At 69.1% G+C, this 17104-nt stretch carries 18 protein-coding genes; 8 read left to right on the plus strand and 10 right to left on the minus strand.

Annotation, left to right across the window (positions count from 1 at the left end; all coding sequences use genetic code 11):
- The first annotated feature begins 7 nt into the window (after positions 1-7).
- Genes ACSQ1W_RS20625 through ACSQ1W_RS20635 form a run of 3 tightly spaced genes read left to right on the plus strand, consistent with a single transcriptional unit; the run spans position 8 to position 1205 of the window.
- Entirely contained in the window at positions 8-379 is a 372-nt protein-coding gene (locus ACSQ1W_RS20625; protein ID WP_192274341.1) for a VOC family protein, read from the plus strand.
- Positions 376-669 carry a hypothetical protein gene (locus tag ACSQ1W_RS20630; RefSeq protein ID WP_192274342.1) on the plus strand — a complete coding sequence of 98 codons (294 nt, stop codon included), beginning with the start codon at positions 376-378 and terminating at the stop codon, positions 667-669. Before ACSQ1W_RS20625 ends, ACSQ1W_RS20630 begins: the two co-directional genes overlap by 4 nt.
- Entirely contained in the window at positions 666-1205 is a 540-nt protein-coding gene (locus tag ACSQ1W_RS20635; RefSeq protein ID WP_192274343.1) for a DUF924 family protein, read from the plus strand. The genes ACSQ1W_RS20630 and ACSQ1W_RS20635 overlap by 4 nt, the downstream gene beginning before the upstream one ends.
- A 185-nt stretch (positions 1206-1390) precedes the next feature.
- Here ACSQ1W_RS20635 and grxD read toward each other — a convergent pair whose 3' ends face one another.
- Positions 1391-2320 (minus strand): Grx4 family monothiol glutaredoxin, encoded by a 930-nt coding sequence (gene grxD, locus ACSQ1W_RS20640; protein WP_436045899.1) that lies wholly within the window; start codon positions 2318-2320, stop codon positions 1391-1393.
- A gap of 51 nt (positions 2321-2371) precedes the next feature.
- Between grxD and ACSQ1W_RS20645 the strand changes: the two genes are divergently transcribed.
- Together ACSQ1W_RS20645 and ACSQ1W_RS20650 are read left to right on the plus strand one after the other, a co-directional pair.
- On the plus strand, positions 2372-3199 hold the full coding sequence (locus ACSQ1W_RS20645) for a polysaccharide deacetylase family protein (RefSeq protein WP_436045901.1): 828 nt from the start codon (positions 2372-2374) through the stop codon (positions 3197-3199).
- A gap of 161 nt (positions 3200-3360) precedes the next feature.
- Entirely contained in the window at positions 3361-3741 is a 381-nt protein-coding gene (locus ACSQ1W_RS20650; RefSeq protein WP_436045903.1) for a hypothetical protein, read from the plus strand.
- A gap of 44 nt (positions 3742-3785) precedes the next feature.
- On the opposite strand, the gene ACSQ1W_RS20655 is transcribed toward ACSQ1W_RS20650, so the two are convergent.
- Together ACSQ1W_RS20655 and ACSQ1W_RS20660 are read right to left on the minus strand one after the other, a co-directional pair.
- A complete protein-coding gene (locus tag ACSQ1W_RS20655) occupies positions 3786-4433 on the minus strand; it encodes an SGNH/GDSL hydrolase family protein (protein WP_436045905.1) in 648 nt (215 codons plus the stop codon).
- Positions 4434-4634: 201 nt separating this feature from the next.
- Positions 4635-5915: a pyridoxal phosphate-dependent aminotransferase gene (locus ACSQ1W_RS20660; RefSeq protein ID WP_436045906.1), complete on the minus strand. Its 1281-nt coding sequence runs from the start codon at positions 5913-5915 to the stop codon at positions 4635-4637.
- Positions 5916-6017: 102 nt separating this feature from the next.
- Here ACSQ1W_RS20660 and rsgA point away from each other — a divergent pair, with 102 nt between their 5' ends.
- A complete protein-coding gene (gene rsgA / locus ACSQ1W_RS20665) occupies positions 6018-7142 on the plus strand; it encodes a ribosome small subunit-dependent GTPase A (RefSeq protein ID WP_436045908.1) in 1125 nt (374 codons plus the stop codon).
- Between the two features lie 201 nt (positions 7143-7343).
- On the opposite strand, the gene gltS is transcribed toward rsgA, so the two are convergent.
- Positions 7344-8546: a sodium/glutamate symporter gene (gltS, locus tag ACSQ1W_RS20670; RefSeq protein WP_436045910.1), complete on the minus strand. Its 1203-nt coding sequence runs from the start codon at positions 8544-8546 to the stop codon at positions 7344-7346.
- A gap of 83 nt (positions 8547-8629) precedes the next feature.
- On the opposite strand from gltS, the gene ACSQ1W_RS20675 reads away from it, so the two are divergent.
- Positions 8630-9871, plus strand: coding sequence for a flavohemoglobin expression-modulating QEGLA motif protein (locus ACSQ1W_RS20675; RefSeq protein ID WP_436045912.1), 1242 nt, complete (start codon positions 8630-8632; stop codon positions 9869-9871).
- Between the two features lie 142 nt (positions 9872-10013).
- On the opposite strand, the gene ACSQ1W_RS20680 is transcribed toward ACSQ1W_RS20675, so the two are convergent.
- From ACSQ1W_RS20680 to ACSQ1W_RS20700, 5 genes are read right to left on the minus strand one after another with little or no spacing between them, the layout of a single operon-like run.
- Positions 10014-10409, minus strand: coding sequence for a RidA family protein (locus ACSQ1W_RS20680; RefSeq protein ID WP_436045914.1), 396 nt, complete (start codon positions 10407-10409; stop codon positions 10014-10016).
- Positions 10410-10433: 24 nt separating this feature from the next.
- On the minus strand, positions 10434-11873 hold the full coding sequence (locus ACSQ1W_RS20685; RefSeq protein ID WP_436045916.1) for an N-acyl-D-amino-acid deacylase family protein: 1440 nt from the start codon (positions 11871-11873) through the stop codon (positions 10434-10436).
- A gap of 2 nt (positions 11874-11875) precedes the next feature.
- Positions 11876-12742, minus strand: a complete 867-nt coding sequence (locus tag ACSQ1W_RS20690; protein WP_436045918.1) for a MurR/RpiR family transcriptional regulator — start codon at positions 12740-12742, stop codon at positions 11876-11878.
- A 7-nt stretch (positions 12743-12749) separates the two neighbouring features.
- Positions 12750-14105 (minus strand): GntT/GntP/DsdX family permease, encoded by a 1356-nt coding sequence (locus ACSQ1W_RS20695; RefSeq protein WP_436045920.1) that lies wholly within the window; start codon positions 14103-14105, stop codon positions 12750-12752.
- A 22-nt stretch (positions 14106-14127) separates the two neighbouring features.
- A complete protein-coding gene (locus tag ACSQ1W_RS20700; RefSeq protein WP_436045922.1) occupies positions 14128-15381 on the minus strand; it encodes an amino acid deaminase in 1254 nt (417 codons plus the stop codon).
- 141 nt (positions 15382-15522) lie between these two features.
- Here ACSQ1W_RS20700 and ACSQ1W_RS20705 point away from each other — a divergent pair, with 141 nt between their 5' ends.
- Positions 15523-16164 carry a response regulator gene (locus ACSQ1W_RS20705; RefSeq protein WP_192274359.1) on the plus strand — a complete coding sequence of 214 codons (642 nt, stop codon included), beginning with the start codon at positions 15523-15525 and terminating at the stop codon, positions 16162-16164.
- Between the two features lie 3 nt (positions 16165-16167).
- Here ACSQ1W_RS20705 and ACSQ1W_RS20710 read toward each other — a convergent pair whose 3' ends face one another.
- On the minus strand, positions 16168-17082 hold the full coding sequence (locus ACSQ1W_RS20710; RefSeq protein ID WP_436045924.1) for an AEC family transporter: 915 nt from the start codon (positions 17080-17082) through the stop codon (positions 16168-16170).
- Between the last annotated feature and the right edge of the window lie 22 nt (positions 17083-17104).

Below are 17104 nucleotides of genomic sequence, written 5' to 3' on the forward strand. Positions count from 1 at the left end.
AGATCGCATGAACCTTGAAACGATCGAGATGAAGGCGTTTGTTCCCGCGCGGGATCTGGCCGAATCCATCGCGTTCTACGAGGCGCTGGGCTTCGGGGTATCGATGGAGTCGGACGACCTGGCCTACATCCATCACGGCAAGACGGCGTTCCTGCTGTCGCAGTTCTACCTGCGCGAGCATGCGGAGAATTTCGTCATGCACCTGCTGGTCGCGAACGCGGACGACTGGCACCGGAACGTCGAAGCGTCGGGTGTGGTCGGGAGATTCTCCGTCCGCGTCAGTCCGCCGGACGATCGGCCCTGGGGCCTCCGCGACTTCACCCTCATCGATCCGACCGGCGTGCTCTGGCGCATCGGGCACGTCATTCCGGATCGATGAACGCATCCAGCGACGCATCCAGGTGGCGCACGAGGCGGGTCATCGCCCTGCGCGTCATCGGAGGGATGACCGTGTCGGCGGGGCTGCTTGTCTGTGCCCTGTGCGCCATCCTGTTCTTCAATCGCTCGCCGGAGGACTTCGAGGGCACGGCCCAGATGGCGGCGGTCCATGTTGGCCTCGTCTACGGTCTTCCCACGCTGTTGGCCGGTAGCATGGTGCTCGGGTTCGCCCACCGGGCACGCAGGGCGACGCCGTCTGATACTTCATACGAACCGAAGGTAACACCATGAACGAATCCAGTGACGTCATCACCTTCTGGAAGAACGCCGGCTACGAGAAGTGGTTCGCCAACGACGATGCGTTCGATGCCGAGTTCGACCAGCGCTTCCGCGGGCTGCACTTCCGCGCGGCGCGGCGCGAGCTGGAAGGCTGGATGGGCGATGCCGAAGGCGCGCTGGCGCTGATCCTGTTGCTGGACCAGTTCCCGCGCAACTGCTTCCGCCAGAGCGCGCACTCTTACGCCACCGACGGCCTGGCACGGCATTACGCCGATCGCGCCATCGAAGCCGGCTTCGATGCGCAGGTCGATCCGGACCTGAAGATCTTCTTCTACATGCCGTACGAACACTCCGAAACCCTGGACGACCAGCAGCGCGCGATGGACCTGTTCCGCGCCACCGGCAACGACGAATACCTCAAGTACGCGCAGCTGCACTACGACCTGATCGCCCGCTTCGGCCGCTTCCCGCATCGCAACGAGGCGATGGGCCGCACCTCCACGCAGGAAGAGCGCGACTACCTGGCGGCGGGCGGCTTCAAGGGCTGATGTAGGGTGGGCCTTGGCCCGCCGTTACCATGTGTCGTGGTCGCGGTCTTTGACGAAATCCCGGAAGTTCAACCGTGATCGAGGCCCGCGATGGTGGGCCAAGGCCCACCCTACGGAGCGCACACCCTGTCCGCCACGCAAAAAGAAAGCGGGCCGAGGCCCGCTTTCCCGTGTGTCGCTTGTGATCAGTACTTGCTGATCGTACCGTCCACGTCGTCGGCCCAGGCATGGATGCCGCCGGTGACGTTGTAGACGTTCGAGAAGCCGAGCGCGCGGAACTCTTCCGCGGCCTGCTGGCTGCGACCGCCGTGGTGGCACAGGAACGCCAGGGCGGTGTCCTTCGGCAGGGCTTCCAGCTCGCTGCGACCGGCGCCGTCGAAGGTCTTGAAGGGCAGCTTCACCGCCGCGAGCGCGCGCTCGTCGGCCGGGCGCACGTCGACCAGCAGCACCTCGCTGGCGCGGATCTTCGCATCGGCGTCCATCGGCGACAGCGCCTGCACCGGCTTCGGCGCGTTGGGGTTGTCGATGGCCAGGCCCTTGCCGCGGATGTCGTCGACCCAGTCGATGGTGATGCCGTCGGCGCGGCGCGCGCTGGCGATGTCGAACTGCACGCGCACGCCGTTGGATTCGGCGGCGATGGCGTTGGCGTCGAACTGCGCCAGCTGGAAGTTCGGCTGGAACTGCGCGTTGATCGACAGCGCCAGCGCGGCGCCCGGGCCGGCGTCGGCCACGGCGTTCTGCAGCATCTCGGCAGCGGCAGACGTGATCGTGATCGCCGGGGGCGTGCGGTCGGGGGCGGCCAGGCCCAGCACGGTGGCCAGCTCACCGGAGTTGGTCATCTGCTCGATGATGTCGCTGCCGCCGACCAGTTCACCGTCGATGTACAGCTGCGGGATGGTCGGCCAATCGCCGTAGACCTTGATGCCCTCGCGGATTTCCTGGTCGGCCAGCACGTTGACGTGTGCGTAGTCCACGCCCAGCGCCGACAGCGCGCCGACCGCCTTGGCCGAGAAGCCGCACTGCGGCATGGTCGGCTGGCCCTTCATGAAGAGCACCACGCGGTTGGACTGCAGGAGGGATTCGATGCGCGAGCGCAGGGCGGGATCAAGGGACATGGTCAGGCACCGGTAAGCGTGAAGGACAAGCGGAAGGGAATTTTACGCCCCGTGGCATCATGGGGCATGAGCACGACAGGAACACTGCATCGTCCGCCGCGCCGTCCCGGACTGATATTGGGCCTGCTGGCGCTGTCGCAAGTGGCCGTGGCGTGGCTGTGGTGGCAGTACGGCTGGCGGATCGGCCTGCCGGCGATGCTGGCCACCCACCTGCCGGTGGTCTGGGCCACGCTGCATCCGCGCGCCACCCTGTTCTGTCCCGCCCTGTCGCGCCTGCCCACCGATGAACGCGTGGTGTGGCTGACCATCGACGACGGCCCCTCGGCCGACACCGCCGCGATGCTCGACCTGCTGGATCGGCACGGGGCGAAGGCGACCTTCTTCCTGGTCGGCGAGCGCGCGGCGGCGCAGCCGGCGGTGGTGCAGGCCATCCGCGACCGCGGCCATGGCATCGGCAACCACAGCGCCACGCATCCGGACACGCGCTTCTGGCGACTGGGCCCGGGCGCGCTGGAGGACGAGATCGGCCGCAGCCAGTCGATACTCACCGCGATCACCGGCGAGACCCCGCGCTGGTACCGCAGCGTGGTGGGCATGACCAATCCCTTCGTCGGCCTGTCGCTGAAGCGCCACGGCCTGACCCGCGTGGCATGGAGCGCGCGCGGCTTCGACGGCGTCGACTGCCAGCCCGACAAGGTGCTGGCGCGCATCACCGGCGGCATCGCCCCCGGCGCCATCGTGCTGCTGCACGAGGGCGCGGCGCACGGGCACAACCTTGCGATCCTGGGGCAGTTGCTGGCATGGCTGGACGCGCAGGGGTATCGCACGGTGTTGCCGGATGAGGAACTCGTGCGTGATGCGTTGGGCGTTGCGGCTTGAATCCTTCTCCCGCCGGGATAAGAGCCCGCCCCGTACTCGATACGGGGTGGCGCGCAGCTATGGATGAGGGTGCCACCGCCGCCCATCCGGAATCTGCGTTGCCTGGAGAGTCAAATCGAGTGGATGATGCAAATAGCCGTTAGGCGGCAAGGGAGTTCCGCTTGAACCGAGAGAAGATCTGGGAGGCAATGTCCTACGCGTGGACTGAAATCGGCTTGGATGACCAGGACTTCCAGCGCTTTGGCAATGAGATTTCAGCTCAGCCCGAGGACATGCCCGAGTTCAATCGCGCTGTGTTCTGGGAGACCTGCGGCGCATTCGCAGTCGAGACGACTCTTGCCTTCCTGCTTCTCGGCATGACACTTCCGGATTGGTACTTTCCTGAAGCAGAGAAAAAGGTTTCCTGTTGGTTGCGTCGCCCCTTGATTCTTTCGCTTGTAAATCCGCTGTGGATAGTTGGCTACCCGATCTCCTGTCTCATGGCATTCAAATACTGGGTCCAATTACGTCGGGCGGTTACATCGTCCGCGTGCGCCGCCTAACCATGATGCAAGCCGCGTAGCGCGCGTCGTGCGCACGGCGCACGCTACGCCAGCAGGTGATGCGCGACCGGGAACGCGAGGCGCGTCCATTCTGTGTACATCGCGGCGGACGGATGCAGGCCGTCGTCGGCGAGCATCGCGGCCTCGCCACCGCGTGCGCGGCTGACCGGGGTGATGTCGACGAAGGCGACGCCGCGTTGCGCGCAGACCTCGCGCGCGGCGAGGTTGTAGGCGTCGAGTTCGCGGGCGATCTGCGCGGTGTCGCGACCGGACTGAGCGGCGAACGGGGTTACGCCCCAGTCGGGGATCGACAGCACCAGCACGCGCCCGGGCCGGTTGCGGGCGAAGCCGATGGCACGCCACACCAGCGCCGCGAACTGCGTGCGGTATTCCTCCACGTCGCGGCCGCGGTACTGGTTGTTCACGCCGATCAGCAGGGTGACGAAGTCGTGCTCGCCCAGCGGTTCCGCCGCGGTGATCGCGGCGTCCAGTTCGTCGGTGGTCCAGCCGGTGGTGGCGATGATGCGCGGGTCGCCGACAAGCACGCCTTCCATCCGCAGCAGGCGCGCCAGCTGCATCGGCCAGCGGCCGGCTTCGTCCACCGCTTCGCCGATGGTGTAGGAATCGCCGAGCGCGAGGTAGCGCAGCTCGGTGGTGAGGGCGATGGTGTGCGGGGCGGCGATGGTGGTCATGGGCGCATGATGCGCCCTTCCGGCTTGTTGTAGGAGCGACGTGAGTCGCGACCGCAAAGCTGGGCGGCCGTGAAAGCATCGATCATCCGCGATACATCACAGGGGGGCTCGCTGTGGGTCGTCCGATGGGGCTTCACCGGTGCGTCATGACGTGCGGTCGCGACTTACGTCGCTCCTACGTTCGAGCAACAGCAGGGCGGCTTACGCCGCCGCTGGCCGCGACTTGCCCTTGATCGGCACGACCTTGGTGGCGGCCTCGGCGCGACGCGAGAGGGCGCGGTCGATGCGGGCGAAGACTTCGCGCATCGTCGCCGCTTCCGGCAGCAGGGTGACGCGGAAGTGGTGGCGGTAGGGCACGTTGAAGCTGGAGCCCGGCACGACCAGCACGCCCTCGGTTTCCATCAGTTCCAGCGCGAACGCGTGGTCGTCGAAGTTCTTGGCCGCGTCGCCGACCACCGCCGGGAACGCGTACAGCGCGCCGGCCGGGTTCACCAGGTCCAGGTGCGGGCTGGCCTCGCAGGCCTCGATCACCGCGCGGCGGGTTTCGTACAGGCGGCCGCCCGGTGCGCACAGCGCGCTGATGGTGTCGGGGCCGTTCACCGCGGCATCGATCGCGTACTGGCCCGGCACGTTGGCGCACAGGCGCAGCGCGCTGAGCAGGTCCATCGCGTGCAGGAAGTCGCGCACCACGTCGCCGTGGCCGGACACCACGCCCCAGCCGACGCGCCAGCCGCAGGCGCGGTGCACCTTGCTCAGGCCGCTGAAGGTGATGCACGGCACGTCGCCTGCGAGGGGCGCGACCGGCACGAACGTGGCGCCGTCGTACAGCACCTGGTCGTAGATCTCGTCGACCATCAGCAGCAGGCGGTGCTTGGCCGCGATGGCGACGATGCGCTCCAGCAGCTCGCGCGAGTAGGTCGCGCCGGTCGGGTTGTTCGGGTTGATCAGCACGATGGCGCGCGTGCGGGAGCTGATCAGCTGCTCGATCTCGTTGGGATCGGGCTGGAAGTCGTTGTCGGGATCGCAGCGGTAATAGACCGGGCGGCCGTCGTTGAGGATGGTGGCGGCCGACCACAGCGGGTAGTCGGGCGAGGGCACCAGCACTTCGTCGCCGGGATTGAGCAGCGCACGCAGCGACAGATCGATCAGTTCCGACACGCCGTTGCCGACGAACACGCGGTCCGGGTGCGCATCCGGCGTGCCGCGCTTGGCGTACGCCGCAGCGATCGCATCGCGCGCGGAGGGCAGGCCCTGCTGGTGCGTGTACGGATCGGTGCGGCCCATGTCGTCGGCGATCGCGCGCTGCAGGTGTTCCGGCGCACGGAAACCGAACGCGCCCGGGTTGCCGATGTTGAGCTTGATCAGCTTCTGCCCCTGCGCTTCCAGCTCCCGAGCTCGCCGTGCCAGTTCGCCCCGGATCTCGTAGCGGACTTCGGACAGGCGTTCGCGCGTGGCGAGCGGTTTGACGGGCGGGGTGGACATGGCGGCGACCGCAGGAGGGCTGGAAGTGAGAGGAGGGCCAGCTTAACGGATATTTAGCCTGCCCGGCCCCGCTGGCTTCAGGGCCCGTCTAGAATGCGCGCCATGTCCGAAACCCCCGTCCTGCCTGTGTCCGACGTCACCCTTCTGCGGTCCATTGGCTGGCCGTACACGGGGGAACCGGAGGACAGCGCATGGCGCGAGGCGATGGCCGCGCACCCGCAGGCCACCCCGGCGCGGGTGATCGAGCAGCACCGTTCCGGCTACGTGGTGGCGAATGCCCCCGGTGTCGGCGTGAAGGCCGAGTCCCTGCCCGAGTGGCAGCGCCCCCGTTTCCCCGCCCATGAACGCCCCGCCGTCGGCGACTGGGTGCTGCTGGAAGACGCGACCTCGAAGCGTCCGCGCATCGTCGCGCTGCTGCCGCGCCACACCGGCATCAAGCGCGGCGCCGCCGGCGAGCATTACCACCAGCAGGTGATCGCGGCGAACATCGATACGGTGTTCATCGTCTGCGGCCTGGATGCCGACTTCAATCCACGCCGCATCGAGCGCTACCTGCTGCTGGTCGGCGGTGGCGGCGCGCAGCCGGTGGTGGTGCTGACCAAGGCCGACCGCACCGAATACGCCGCCGACGCGGTCGAGGTGCTGGCCGATCTCACCGCGCAGGGCGTGCCGGTGTTCACCGTCAACGCCAAGGATCCGGACAGCATGGCGCAACTGGCGCCGTGGCTGGACCCCGGCCATACCGTGGTGCTGGTCGGCTCGTCGGGCGCCGGCAAGTCGACGATCACCAACACGCTGCTCGGCGACGAGCGCATGAAGACCGGCGAAGTGCGCGAGAGCGATTCGCGTGGTCGCCACACCACGACGTACCGCGCGCTGATCCCGCTGGCGGCGGGTGCGTGCCTGATCGACACGCCCGGCATGCGCGAGCTGAAGCCGACCGGCGAGGAAGACCTGGCCGACGGCGGCTTCGCCGACATCGAAGCGCTGGCGGAAGAATGCAAGTTCCGCGACTGCTCGCACGACCGCGAGCCCGGCTGCGCGGTGCGCGCCGCGATCGAGCGCGAGGAACTTGACGAAGGCCGCTTCCTCAACTACCTCAAGCTGCGCGACGAAGTCGCGGCCGCCGCCGACAAGCTCGCCTCGCGCCTGGCCGACAAGGCAAGCGCGAAGGTACAGACCAGGGCATTGAACAAGCGCGTGACCGACAAGTACGGCAAGCGCTAGGTTTTCGCGCGAAGCGGGCGGGACGTTCGATGTGGTAACACGTCCTTGTCGTCATCCCGGCGAAAGCCGGGACCTAGCGTCTTTTCTTACGCTTACCGTCATCCGGACGTTGACGTCACTGGGTCCCGGCTTGCGCCGGGATGACGGTGGTTGGATTCCGGCGGGCGATAGAGTTCAACGGTTGATCGCCATCGATAGCGATCAATCCCAGAGGTTGATGAACCCGGTGATGATCAGCGCGTTGGTGAAGTCGATGAAGAACGCGCCGACCAGCGGGGCGACGAGGAAGGCGCGCGGCGCCATGCCGTAGCGTTCGACCAGCGTGCGCATCACCGCCATCGCGTTCGCGGTGGTGCCGAGCATGAAGCCGATGAAGCCGCCGCCCATCACCGCGGCGTCGTAGTCGCGGCCCATCACGCGGAACACCACGACGCAGAACAGCGCCACCAGCGCCACCTGCAGGCCGAGGTTGACCAGCAGCGGCGCGGCCAGGCCGGCCAGTTCCCACAGCTTGAGGTTCATCAGCGCCACCGACAGGAACAGCGCCAGGCAGACGTTGCCGATCAGGTCCGTGGTCGCCACCGGCAGGCCGATCCAGCCGGTGCGGTCGTCGAAGTAGCGGATCAGCGCGCCGACCATCATCGCGCCGACGTAGGCAGGCAGCGTGAGGCCCGCCGCCGCCAGTCCCTGGCTGACGCCGGCGCCCGCCCACATCGCCACCAGGATCACCACGATGCTCTTCAGCGCGGCCGACTCGCGGGTGGCGAAGTCCAGCGTGTCGCGCGCACCGGTGGGTTCGGCCGCGGATTCGTCGGGCTTGCCGAGGCGCACGCCGCCGTAGAGCTTGTGGCGACGGATCAGCATCGTCGCCACCGGCCCGCCGATCAGGCCGCCACAGAGGATGCCCGCCATCGCCGAGGCGACCGCGATCGATTCCGCGCCTTCCACGCCGGCCTGTTCGAACAGCGGCGCGAACGCCAGGCCGGTCGCAGGTCCGCCGGTCAGCGTGGTGGAGCCGGCCAGTACGCCGAACAGCGGATGCAGGCCGAAGCCCATTGCCACCGCCATGCCCAGCAGGTTCTGCACGACGGCGAACGCGGTGGCCAGCAGCAGGAAGATCACCACCTGGCGCCCGCTGAGCTTCAGCAGCGCCACGCTTGCGTTGACGCCGATGGTGGTGAAGAAGGCGATCATCAGCGGCGCCTGCAGGCTGGTGTCCAGCGTGAACAGGGTGACGTCGCGGCTGCGCGCCACCAGCACCGCCAGCGCCACCGCCAGGCCGCCGATCACCGGCGCCGGCAGGTTGTACCTGGAGAACAGCGGGACGAAGCGACAGAGCGCGTAACCGAGGAACAGGGCGAGGCCGGCGAACGCCAGCGTCTGCACCGCATCGAGCTCCAGCATGCTGCCCCCGCAACCGTTGGACGAGCCCCGAGCATAGTCGAGTGGCGGGCTTCGTGGGCTACAGTGGCGCCCGGAGGATCCCGATGCAGCCCGATATCGCCCATCACGCCGCGCTCGACGCGCGCCTGGTCAAGGCCGTGCGCGGCATCAAGCTGCTGAGCCTGGCCAGCTGGCCCGCCGAGGTGCAGGCGCCGTTCCTCGACGGTGTCGCCCGCGGGCAGCCGCAGCTGCCGGTGATCGACTACCCGCGGCTGGACTTCGGTGAAGCGCGCCGCGAACTTGCCGCCATCGCCGCTGCTGCGGACGAAGCACACCCGCTCGGCTGCTACCTGCGCGAGTCGGTGCGCAGCTGGGACATCGCCGCGCAGCTGCTGGAATCGCTGGGCACGCCGGCGGTGACGACGCACTCGATCGCCCTGTTCGGCACGCCGGAGGAATGCCTGCCCGGCGACGGCCCGACCACGCGCGATGCGGCCGGGCACTTCATCGCCATCGCCAACGACCTGGACCACGAACTGCTGGCGCCGGAGGAACAGATCCCGGTGTCGGCGACCGCGCTGCAGTTGCAGCTGCAGGCGGACCTGGACGACTTCTTCGATGGCCGCGTCATCACGGTGGAACTGGATCGCCAGCTGATCGCCAAGGCCGCCGCGGGCGCGACGCGCATCCGGTTGCGCCACGGCGCGGCCTTCAGCGACTACGACCGCCGCCAGTTGCTGCAGCACGAGGCGCTGGTGCATTCGCTGACCGCGTTGAACGGGCGCGAGCAGACCGTGCTGCCCAGCCTGGCGCTGGCGTCGCCGCGCGTGACCGCCACGCAGGAAGGACTGGCGACGTTCGCTGAGCAGATTACCGGCAGCATCGACATCGAGCGGATGAAGCGCATCAGCCTGCGCATCGAGGCGGTGGCGATGGCACTGGCCGGCGCCGACTTCATCCAGGTGTTCCGCTACTTCATCGAGGCGGGGCAGAACCCGGCCGAGAGCTTCTCGTCGGCGCAGCGCGTGTTCCGTGGCGTGCCCACCGGCGGCGGCGCGGCGTTCACCAAGGACACGGTGTACCTGCGCGGGCTGATCGGCGTGCACACCTTCTTCCGCCGTTCGCTGCAGCAGGACCGGCTGCGGCTGTGCCGGCGCCTGTTCGCCGGCAAGATGACGCTGGAAGACGTCGGCATGTTCGAGCCGATGTTCGACGCCGGCGTGCTGGTGCCGCCGCGCTGGCTGCCGAGCTGGGTCAGCCGCGCCAACGGGCTGGCCGGCATGCTGGCGTTCTCGCTGTTCGCCAACCGGATCCGCCTGGACAAGCTGGATCCGGCGGCGACGTGAGGTAGGGCAGCGGAGCAAGCGCCGCTCTACGAAGGCGACGCCGCTCCACCGTAGAGCCGAGCTCGGCTCCGCGAAGGTCGGCGGTACGGGTGATGGATCCCGAGGCAGCGGAGCAAGCTCCGCTCTACGGAGGGCGGTTGGCTCAGGCCGTCGGTCGCTTGTAGGCGATGCAGTCCACTTCGACCTTGCAGTCGACGACCATCCGCGACTCCACGCAGGCACGTGCCGGCGGATGCTCGCCAAAGTAGTGCTTGAACACGGTGTTGAACGCGTAGAAGTCGCGCGCGTCGTCGAGCCATACGCCGCAGCGCACGACGTGCTCCGGACCGTAGCCGGCGTCGGCCAGGATCGCGAGCACGCTCTGGATCACCACGTGCGCCTGTTCGGTGACGGTGCCGCCGACCAGTTCGCCGTCGCGCATCGGCACCTGGCCGGAGACGTACAGCCAGCCGTCGGCCTGCACCGCGCGTGAGAACGGCATGTGCTGCTTGCCCTGGCCGACGCCGCCCTCGGCGCCGTATCGCGTGATGTCGCTCATGTCGTGTACTCCGTAAAGAAGAAGTCAGGTCGGCGCGAGGAAGCGGCCGTGGCGGCCGACCACCTGTGTGCCGTCGTAGGCGAGCCGGCCCGCCACCCATACCGCGTGCATGCCGGCGGCAGGACGGATCGGGTCGTGGAAGTCGGCGACGTCGCGCACCGTCGCCGGATCGAACAGCACCAGGTCGGCCTGCGCGCCGATGCGCAGCACGCCGCGGTCACGCAGGCCGAAGCGCGCGGCCGGCAGTCCGGTCATCTTGTGCACGGCGGTATGCAGCGGGAACAGACCGACATCGCGCGCGTAGTGGCCGAGCACGCGCGGGAAGCTGCCCCACAGCCGCGGATGCGGGCGCGGATCGCGCGGAAGACCATCGGAGCCGACCATCGTGCGCGGATGCGCCAAGATGCGGCGCACATCGGCTTCGTCCATGCCGTGGTAGACCGCGCCCGCCGGTTGCAGCCGGCGCGCGGCGTCCAGCAACGAGACCTTCCAGTCCGCAGCGATCGCCGCCAGCAGGCGTCCGCCCTGCTCCGGATGCGGCTCGGACCACGTCACCAGGATGTCGTAGGCGTCGGTGACCTGCTTCAGGTCCAGCGTCGACGAACTGGCCGCGTACGGATAGCAGTCGCAGGCGACATCGTGGTCGCGCGCCTCGTGGTCGAGCACGGCGAGCACTTCGGTGCTGCGGCCCCAGTTGTCCGCGCCGGCGCACTTCAGGTGCGACACGCGCACCGGCGCGCCGCTGTGGCGACCGACACCGACCGCTTCCTCCAGTGCGGGCACGATGCCGGCGAACTCGTCGCGCAGGTGGCTGGCATAGGTGTGGCGGTGGCCATCGAGTTCTTCGGACAGCGCACGCACTTCGTTGTCGGGTGCGTGGAACGCAGAGGCGTAAGCCAGGCCGGTGCTGAGGCCGAGCGCGCCGGCTTCCAACGCGTCGCGCAGCTGCGTGCGCATCGCCGCGATCTCGTCGCCGGTCGCGGCGCGATCCAGCCGGTCCAGGTGGTTCTGACGCAACGCCGTGTGGCCGACCAGTGCGGCGACGTTCACCGCCGGCTGCGCGCGTTCCACCGCGGCGCGGTAATCGGCGAAGCGCGGGTAGCGGAACTCGTCGTCGGCGCCGAGCAGGTTCATCGGGTCGGGCACGGCGCGGCCCGGCACCACCGGACTCGCGCTGATGCCGCAGTTGCCGACCACGACGGTGGTGACGCCCTGGCTCAGCTTCGCGGGCATGTCCGGCTGGCGGATCACTTCCAGGTCGTCGTGCGTGTGTACGTCGATGAAGCCCGGCGCCAGCGCGTAGCCGTGGCCTTCGATCACGTGCGTCGCGTCGCCTTGCACGGTGCCGAGCGCAATCACGCGGCCATCGCGCACGGCGACATCGCCATGGACCGGCGGCGTGTCGTTCCCGTCATGGATCCACACATCGCGAATCAGCAGGGTGTCGTCGGGCGTCGTCGCCATGCTCAATCTCCCAGCGGCAGGCGTTCGTCGCCGCCGCCGCGCCAGGTGTCCAGCGCCAGCTTGATGCGGCGCAGGCGCTCGCGGTTGCCGGCGGGATCGCGCAGCGCCACCGTGGTGGCGAGCACGTCGATGGCCAGCAGCAGCGCGTAGCGCGAGGCCGACGGCTTGAATACGAAATCGGTCTCGTCCAGCACCAGCGGCAGCAGCCAGTGCGCATGCGCCGCCAGCGGCGTGTCCGCGCGAGTGAATGCGGCGAGCCGTGCGCCGTAACCGAGTGCGATCTCGCAGGCCTCCAGCAATTCGCGGTTGCGCCCGCTGACCGACAACGCGATCACCAGGTCGCCGTCTTCCAGGGTCGCCGCCAGCATGCGCATCGCCACCGCATCGCTGCAGGCGGCGACCGGCAGGCCCAGGCGGGTCAATCGCTGTTGCAGTTCCTGCGCGAACACGGCCGAGCTGCCGCCCATGCCGAAGATGTGCACGCGCCGCGCGGTCGCCAGCGCATCGGCCAGTGCATGCACGACGGATTCCGACAGGCCGGCGAGGTTGCGGCGCAGCGCGGCCTCGGCATCGCTGCCGATCTGCGCGTGCAGCGCGGGCAGTGGCGGCGCATCGGCGTCGTCGAGGAAACGGCGGCCGACGGTGCCAGCTTCGGCCAACCGCGCACGCAGCTCGCGCACGTGCGCGCAGCCCAGCGTCTTGGCGAAGCGCGACACGGCGGCGACGCTGACGCCGGCACGCGCGGCCAGTTCGCCCACGCCGGACTGTGCGGCGGCCGGCAGGTCGGCGAGGATGGCGTCGGCGATGCGCTGTTCGACCGGGCTGAAGCGGTCGCGGCGCTGGCGCAGCTGGTAGACGAGATCGTGCATGGCGGCCTCAGAGCAGGGCGGCGAGCGCCGCGGTCAAGGCCAGCGCGACCAGCGAGATGATCGTCTCCAGCACCGTCCAGGTGCGGAAGGTCTGCGCCACGCTCATGTTGAAGTACTCCTTCACCAGCCAGAACCCGCCGTCGTTGACGTGCGACAGGATCAGCGCGCCGGCGCCGGTGGCCAGCACCAGCAGTTCCGGGTGCGGATAACCGGCCGCCAGCGCGACCGGCGCGACGATGCCGGCGGCCGTGCTCATCGCCACCGTCGCCGAGCCCGTCGCGATGCGCATCAGCGCGGCGACCGCCCAGCCCATCAGCAGTGGCGACAGTTCGAAGCGGTGCGACAGCGCGGTGATTTCCGCGGCCACGCCGGTCTTCACCAGGATGCCGTTCAAGCCGCCGCCGGCGCCGACCAGCAGGGTGATCGCCGCGGTGGGGGCGAGGCATTCCTGCGAGAACTTCAGGATCTGCTCGCGGGTGAAGCCGCGCATCAGGCCGAGGGTGACGAAGCTCATCAGCGTGGCCAGCAGCAGCGCCACCACCGAGTTGCCGATGAAGTGGAAGAAGCCGTTGAGCGACGTGCCCGGCGTGGCCAGCACGTCGGCCCAGCCACCGAGCAGCATCAGCGCGACCGGCAGCAGCAGCGTGGCGACGGTGATGCCGAAGCCGGGCAGCGCGTCGTCCGGTGCCTGACCATGGCCTTCGTCGAGCAGCGCCTGTTCCATCGGGTGGTGCGCAGGCACCTGCACGCGCGGCGCGATGAACTTGGCGAATACCGGGCCGGCCAGTGCCGCCGTCGGCAGGCCGACCAGCAGCGCGAAGAACACGGTGCGGCCGACATCGGCGCCGTAGGCTTTCACCGCCAGCATCGCCGCCGGATGCGGCGGCACCAGTCCGTGCACGACCGACAGGCCGGCGACCATCGGCAGGCCGACCAGCAGCAGCGGCACGCCGGTGCGGCGCGCGACGTTGAACACGATCGGCACCAGCAGCACGAAGCCGACCTCGAAGAAGATCGGCAGGCCGATGCAGAACGCCACCAGCATCGTCGCCCAGTGCACGTGGCGCGTGCCGAAGCGCGCGATCAGCGTGCGCGCGATGCGCTCGGCGCCGCCGGACTCGGCCATCATCTTGCCGAGCATGGTGCCCAGCGCGACGATCAGCGCGATGTGCCCCAGCGTGCGGCCGACGCCCTGTTCGTAGGCGCCGACGATCTCCGTCGCCGGCATGCCCGCCACCAGCGCCAGCCCCAGCGAGACCAGGGTGAGGGTGATGAACGGATTGAGCCGGTAGCGCGCGATCAGGACGATCAGCGCGATGATCGCAACGGCGGCGTAGACCAGCAGCAGGCTTCCCGGGGACATGCGCGGTTCCGTTCGTGAGGGATCAGAAGTACGTGTGCACCAGGCCGGTCACGCGGACATCGTCGTCCACGCGCAGCAGGTGCCGCCACTTGTCGAAGGTCAGGCAGGGATGGCTGATGTCGAAACACAGCAGGTCGCCGACCTGCACATCGTCGTCGGCCTCCAGGTGCAGGAAGGCGTGCTGGTCCATGATCGCGTCCAGTCGCCAGTGCGCCGGCACCGGGGTCGGTGCGGCATCGCCGGTGCGGTAGCGCAACGCGGGCACCGGCAGACCGGCGTCGAACGCGGCATCGCGCTTGCCCAGGCCGACGATCGCGCGCGTGGCTTCCGGGCGCGACTGCACGCAGGCCCATAGCTGCAACGCCGGCTGCAGGCCTTCGGCCATTTCGCGCGCCACCGGGTTCGACGCATGGATGCGCGTGGCCGCCTCGCGGTAGGCGCCGACATCGTGGGTCAGGTAGCAGCCCGGGCGCAGCAGCACGTGCACGGCGTCGTCGTGCGCAGCCTCGGCGAATTCCTCCGCCACCACGTCGTACCAGGCCGAGCCGGCGCCGGACAGCAGGACGCGCGGTTCGGCGAACGCGTCCTGCGCGCGCAGCGACTGCAGGACGTCGACGCTACGGCGCAGCAACGCGCGCACGCCGGCCTCGTCCTTCAGTACGCCTTCGTAGGTCTCCACGCCGACCAGCGCCAGCGACTGCGGCCAGCGGCGGATGGCCTCGACGACCGCGGCGACCTGCGCGTCGTCGCGTACGCCGGTGCGGCCACCGGTGACGCCGATTTCCAGCAGCAGTCGCAGGCGTTGGCCCTGCCCGGCGAAGAACGCGCCCAGTGCATCGACGTTCGCGGCCGAATCGACCAGGCAGCAGAAGTCGAAGGCGGGATCGCGCAGCAGGTCGGCGACGATGGCCATGTTGGCGCGGTCGACCAGCTGGTTCGCCATCAGCACCCGGCGCACGCCATGGCGGTACGCATCGCGGACCTGCGGCGCGGTGGCCAGGGTGATGCCCCAGGCACCGGCGTCCAGCTGCATCGCGAACAGCTCCGGGCTCATCGTGGTCTTACCGTGCGGCGCCAGGTCGACGCCATAGGCGGCGATGAAGCGCGCCATCCAGTCCAGGTTGTGGCGCAGCGCGCTGTCGCGCAGCACCGCCACGGGCAGGCTGACGTCGCCGTCCAGGACCGACCAGCCGGCCGCGGCGATGGCGTCGGCGGTGCGGGCGTCGGCGCCGAGCCCCTTGCCGGCCGGTTCCGTATGAAATGGATTTTCAGCCATGGTGGCCTGTCTGTCGGGTCGAAGGCCCGATTTGTAGCATGTGTAGCGTCAGGCATGAAAATTATTTGCAGGCCGCCTGGCCGGCTGATGCTTTGGTACTAGGTCCGGAGCCGGGCGCAGGGTGCATGCGAGACTCCCCGCATGAGCACGACGATCCTGGTGGCCGACGACCATCCGCTGTTCCGCACCGCGGTGATCCATGCGCTGCGCGAGGCGTTGCCCGGCGCCACCGTCGCCGAGGCCGCCAGCGCCGCCAGCCTGGGCCAGGCGCTGGACGCGCGGCCGGACACCGACCTGGTGCTGCTGGACCTGACCATGCCAGGCGCGCACGGCTTCTCCGCGCTGCTGCACGTGCGTGGCGAGCATCCCGAAGTGCCGGTGGTGGTGATCTCGTCGAACGAACACCCGCGGGTGATCCGTCGCGCGCAGCAGTTCGGTGCCGCCGGCTTCATTCCGAAGTCGTCCCCCGCCGAGACCATCGGCGAGGCCGTGGCGGCGGTGCTGGACGGCGGCGCGTGGTTCCCGCCGCTGACCGCCGAACGCTCCGAACAGGATGCCGCGCTGGCCGCGCGGCTGGCGCAGCTGACACCGCAGCAGTTCCGCGTGCTGCTGTGCCTCGCCGATGGCCTGCTCAACAAGCAGATCGCGCACGAACTCGGCCTGGCCGAGAACACGGTGAAGGTGCACGTCACTGCGATCCTGAAGAAGCTCGAATGCCACAGCCGCACGCAGGCGGCGGTGCTGGTGAAATCACTGGAGCCGGAAGGCCCGCCGGTCGAGTGAGCCTCAGCCCAGCCAGCGCGGCAGCTGCATCGCCAGCGGCACGGTGGCGGCGGCGAACAGCGTCTGCCAGGTCACCAGCGAGGCCATCAGCGGTGCATCGCCGCCCATCTGCCGCGCCATGATGTAGGCGTTCGATGCCGTGGGCAGCGCCGCGTAGAAGCACGCCGCCACCGTCACCTCCGCACTCGCGTCCAGCCAGCGGCAGACCAGCACGGCCAGCAGCGGCAGCACGAGCATCTTCAGCGCGGAGGTCGCACCGAGCAGCAGCGGGCGCACGTGGTCGCGGTTGAACTGCAGGCCGCCGCCCACGCATAGCAGGCCGAGCGCCAGCGCCGCATCGGCAAGGATGTCGAGCGCGGCCGCCAGCGGTACCGGCAACGGCAGGCCGCTGAGGTTGAACAGCAGGCCGGCCAGCGTCGTCAGGATGATCGGATTGCGTGCCAGCGCCCGTGCGATGCCGCGCGCGCTGGCATCGCCGCTGCCCCAGACCGCCAGCGCGACCACCGCGATGACGTTGACCACCGGCAGGCAGATCGCCAGCGCCAGCATCACCATCGCGGTGGTTTCGGGCGGGAACAGCAGCGCCGCCACCGCCAGCCCGAAGTAGCTGCTCGGCCGTACCGCGCCCTGCACCACCGACGAACGACTGGGATCGGGCAGGCGTTTCGCGAACCGCAGCGCCAGCAGTACCAGGCCGGTCAGCAGCAACGTGGGCAGCAGCGCGGCGAGCGACAGGTCGAGCGCATCGTGGGCGGACAGCTTCAGTCGCGCGGCGCCGACGAACAGCAGCGCGGGGAAGGCGACATAAAAGGAAAACCACTCCATCGCCGGGAACAGGCCATCGGGGACGCGCCGCATCCGTCGCAGCGCGGCGCCGAGCAGCACGATGGCGAGGACGGGAATGACGTAGGTCAGCATCGGCCCGGCATCGGCTTGGTCC

Origin of the sequence: Pseudoxanthomonas sp. LjRoot143 (assembly GCF_964252945.1) — a bacterium.
GTDB lineage: Bacteria > Pseudomonadota > Gammaproteobacteria > Xanthomonadales > Xanthomonadaceae > Pseudoxanthomonas_A.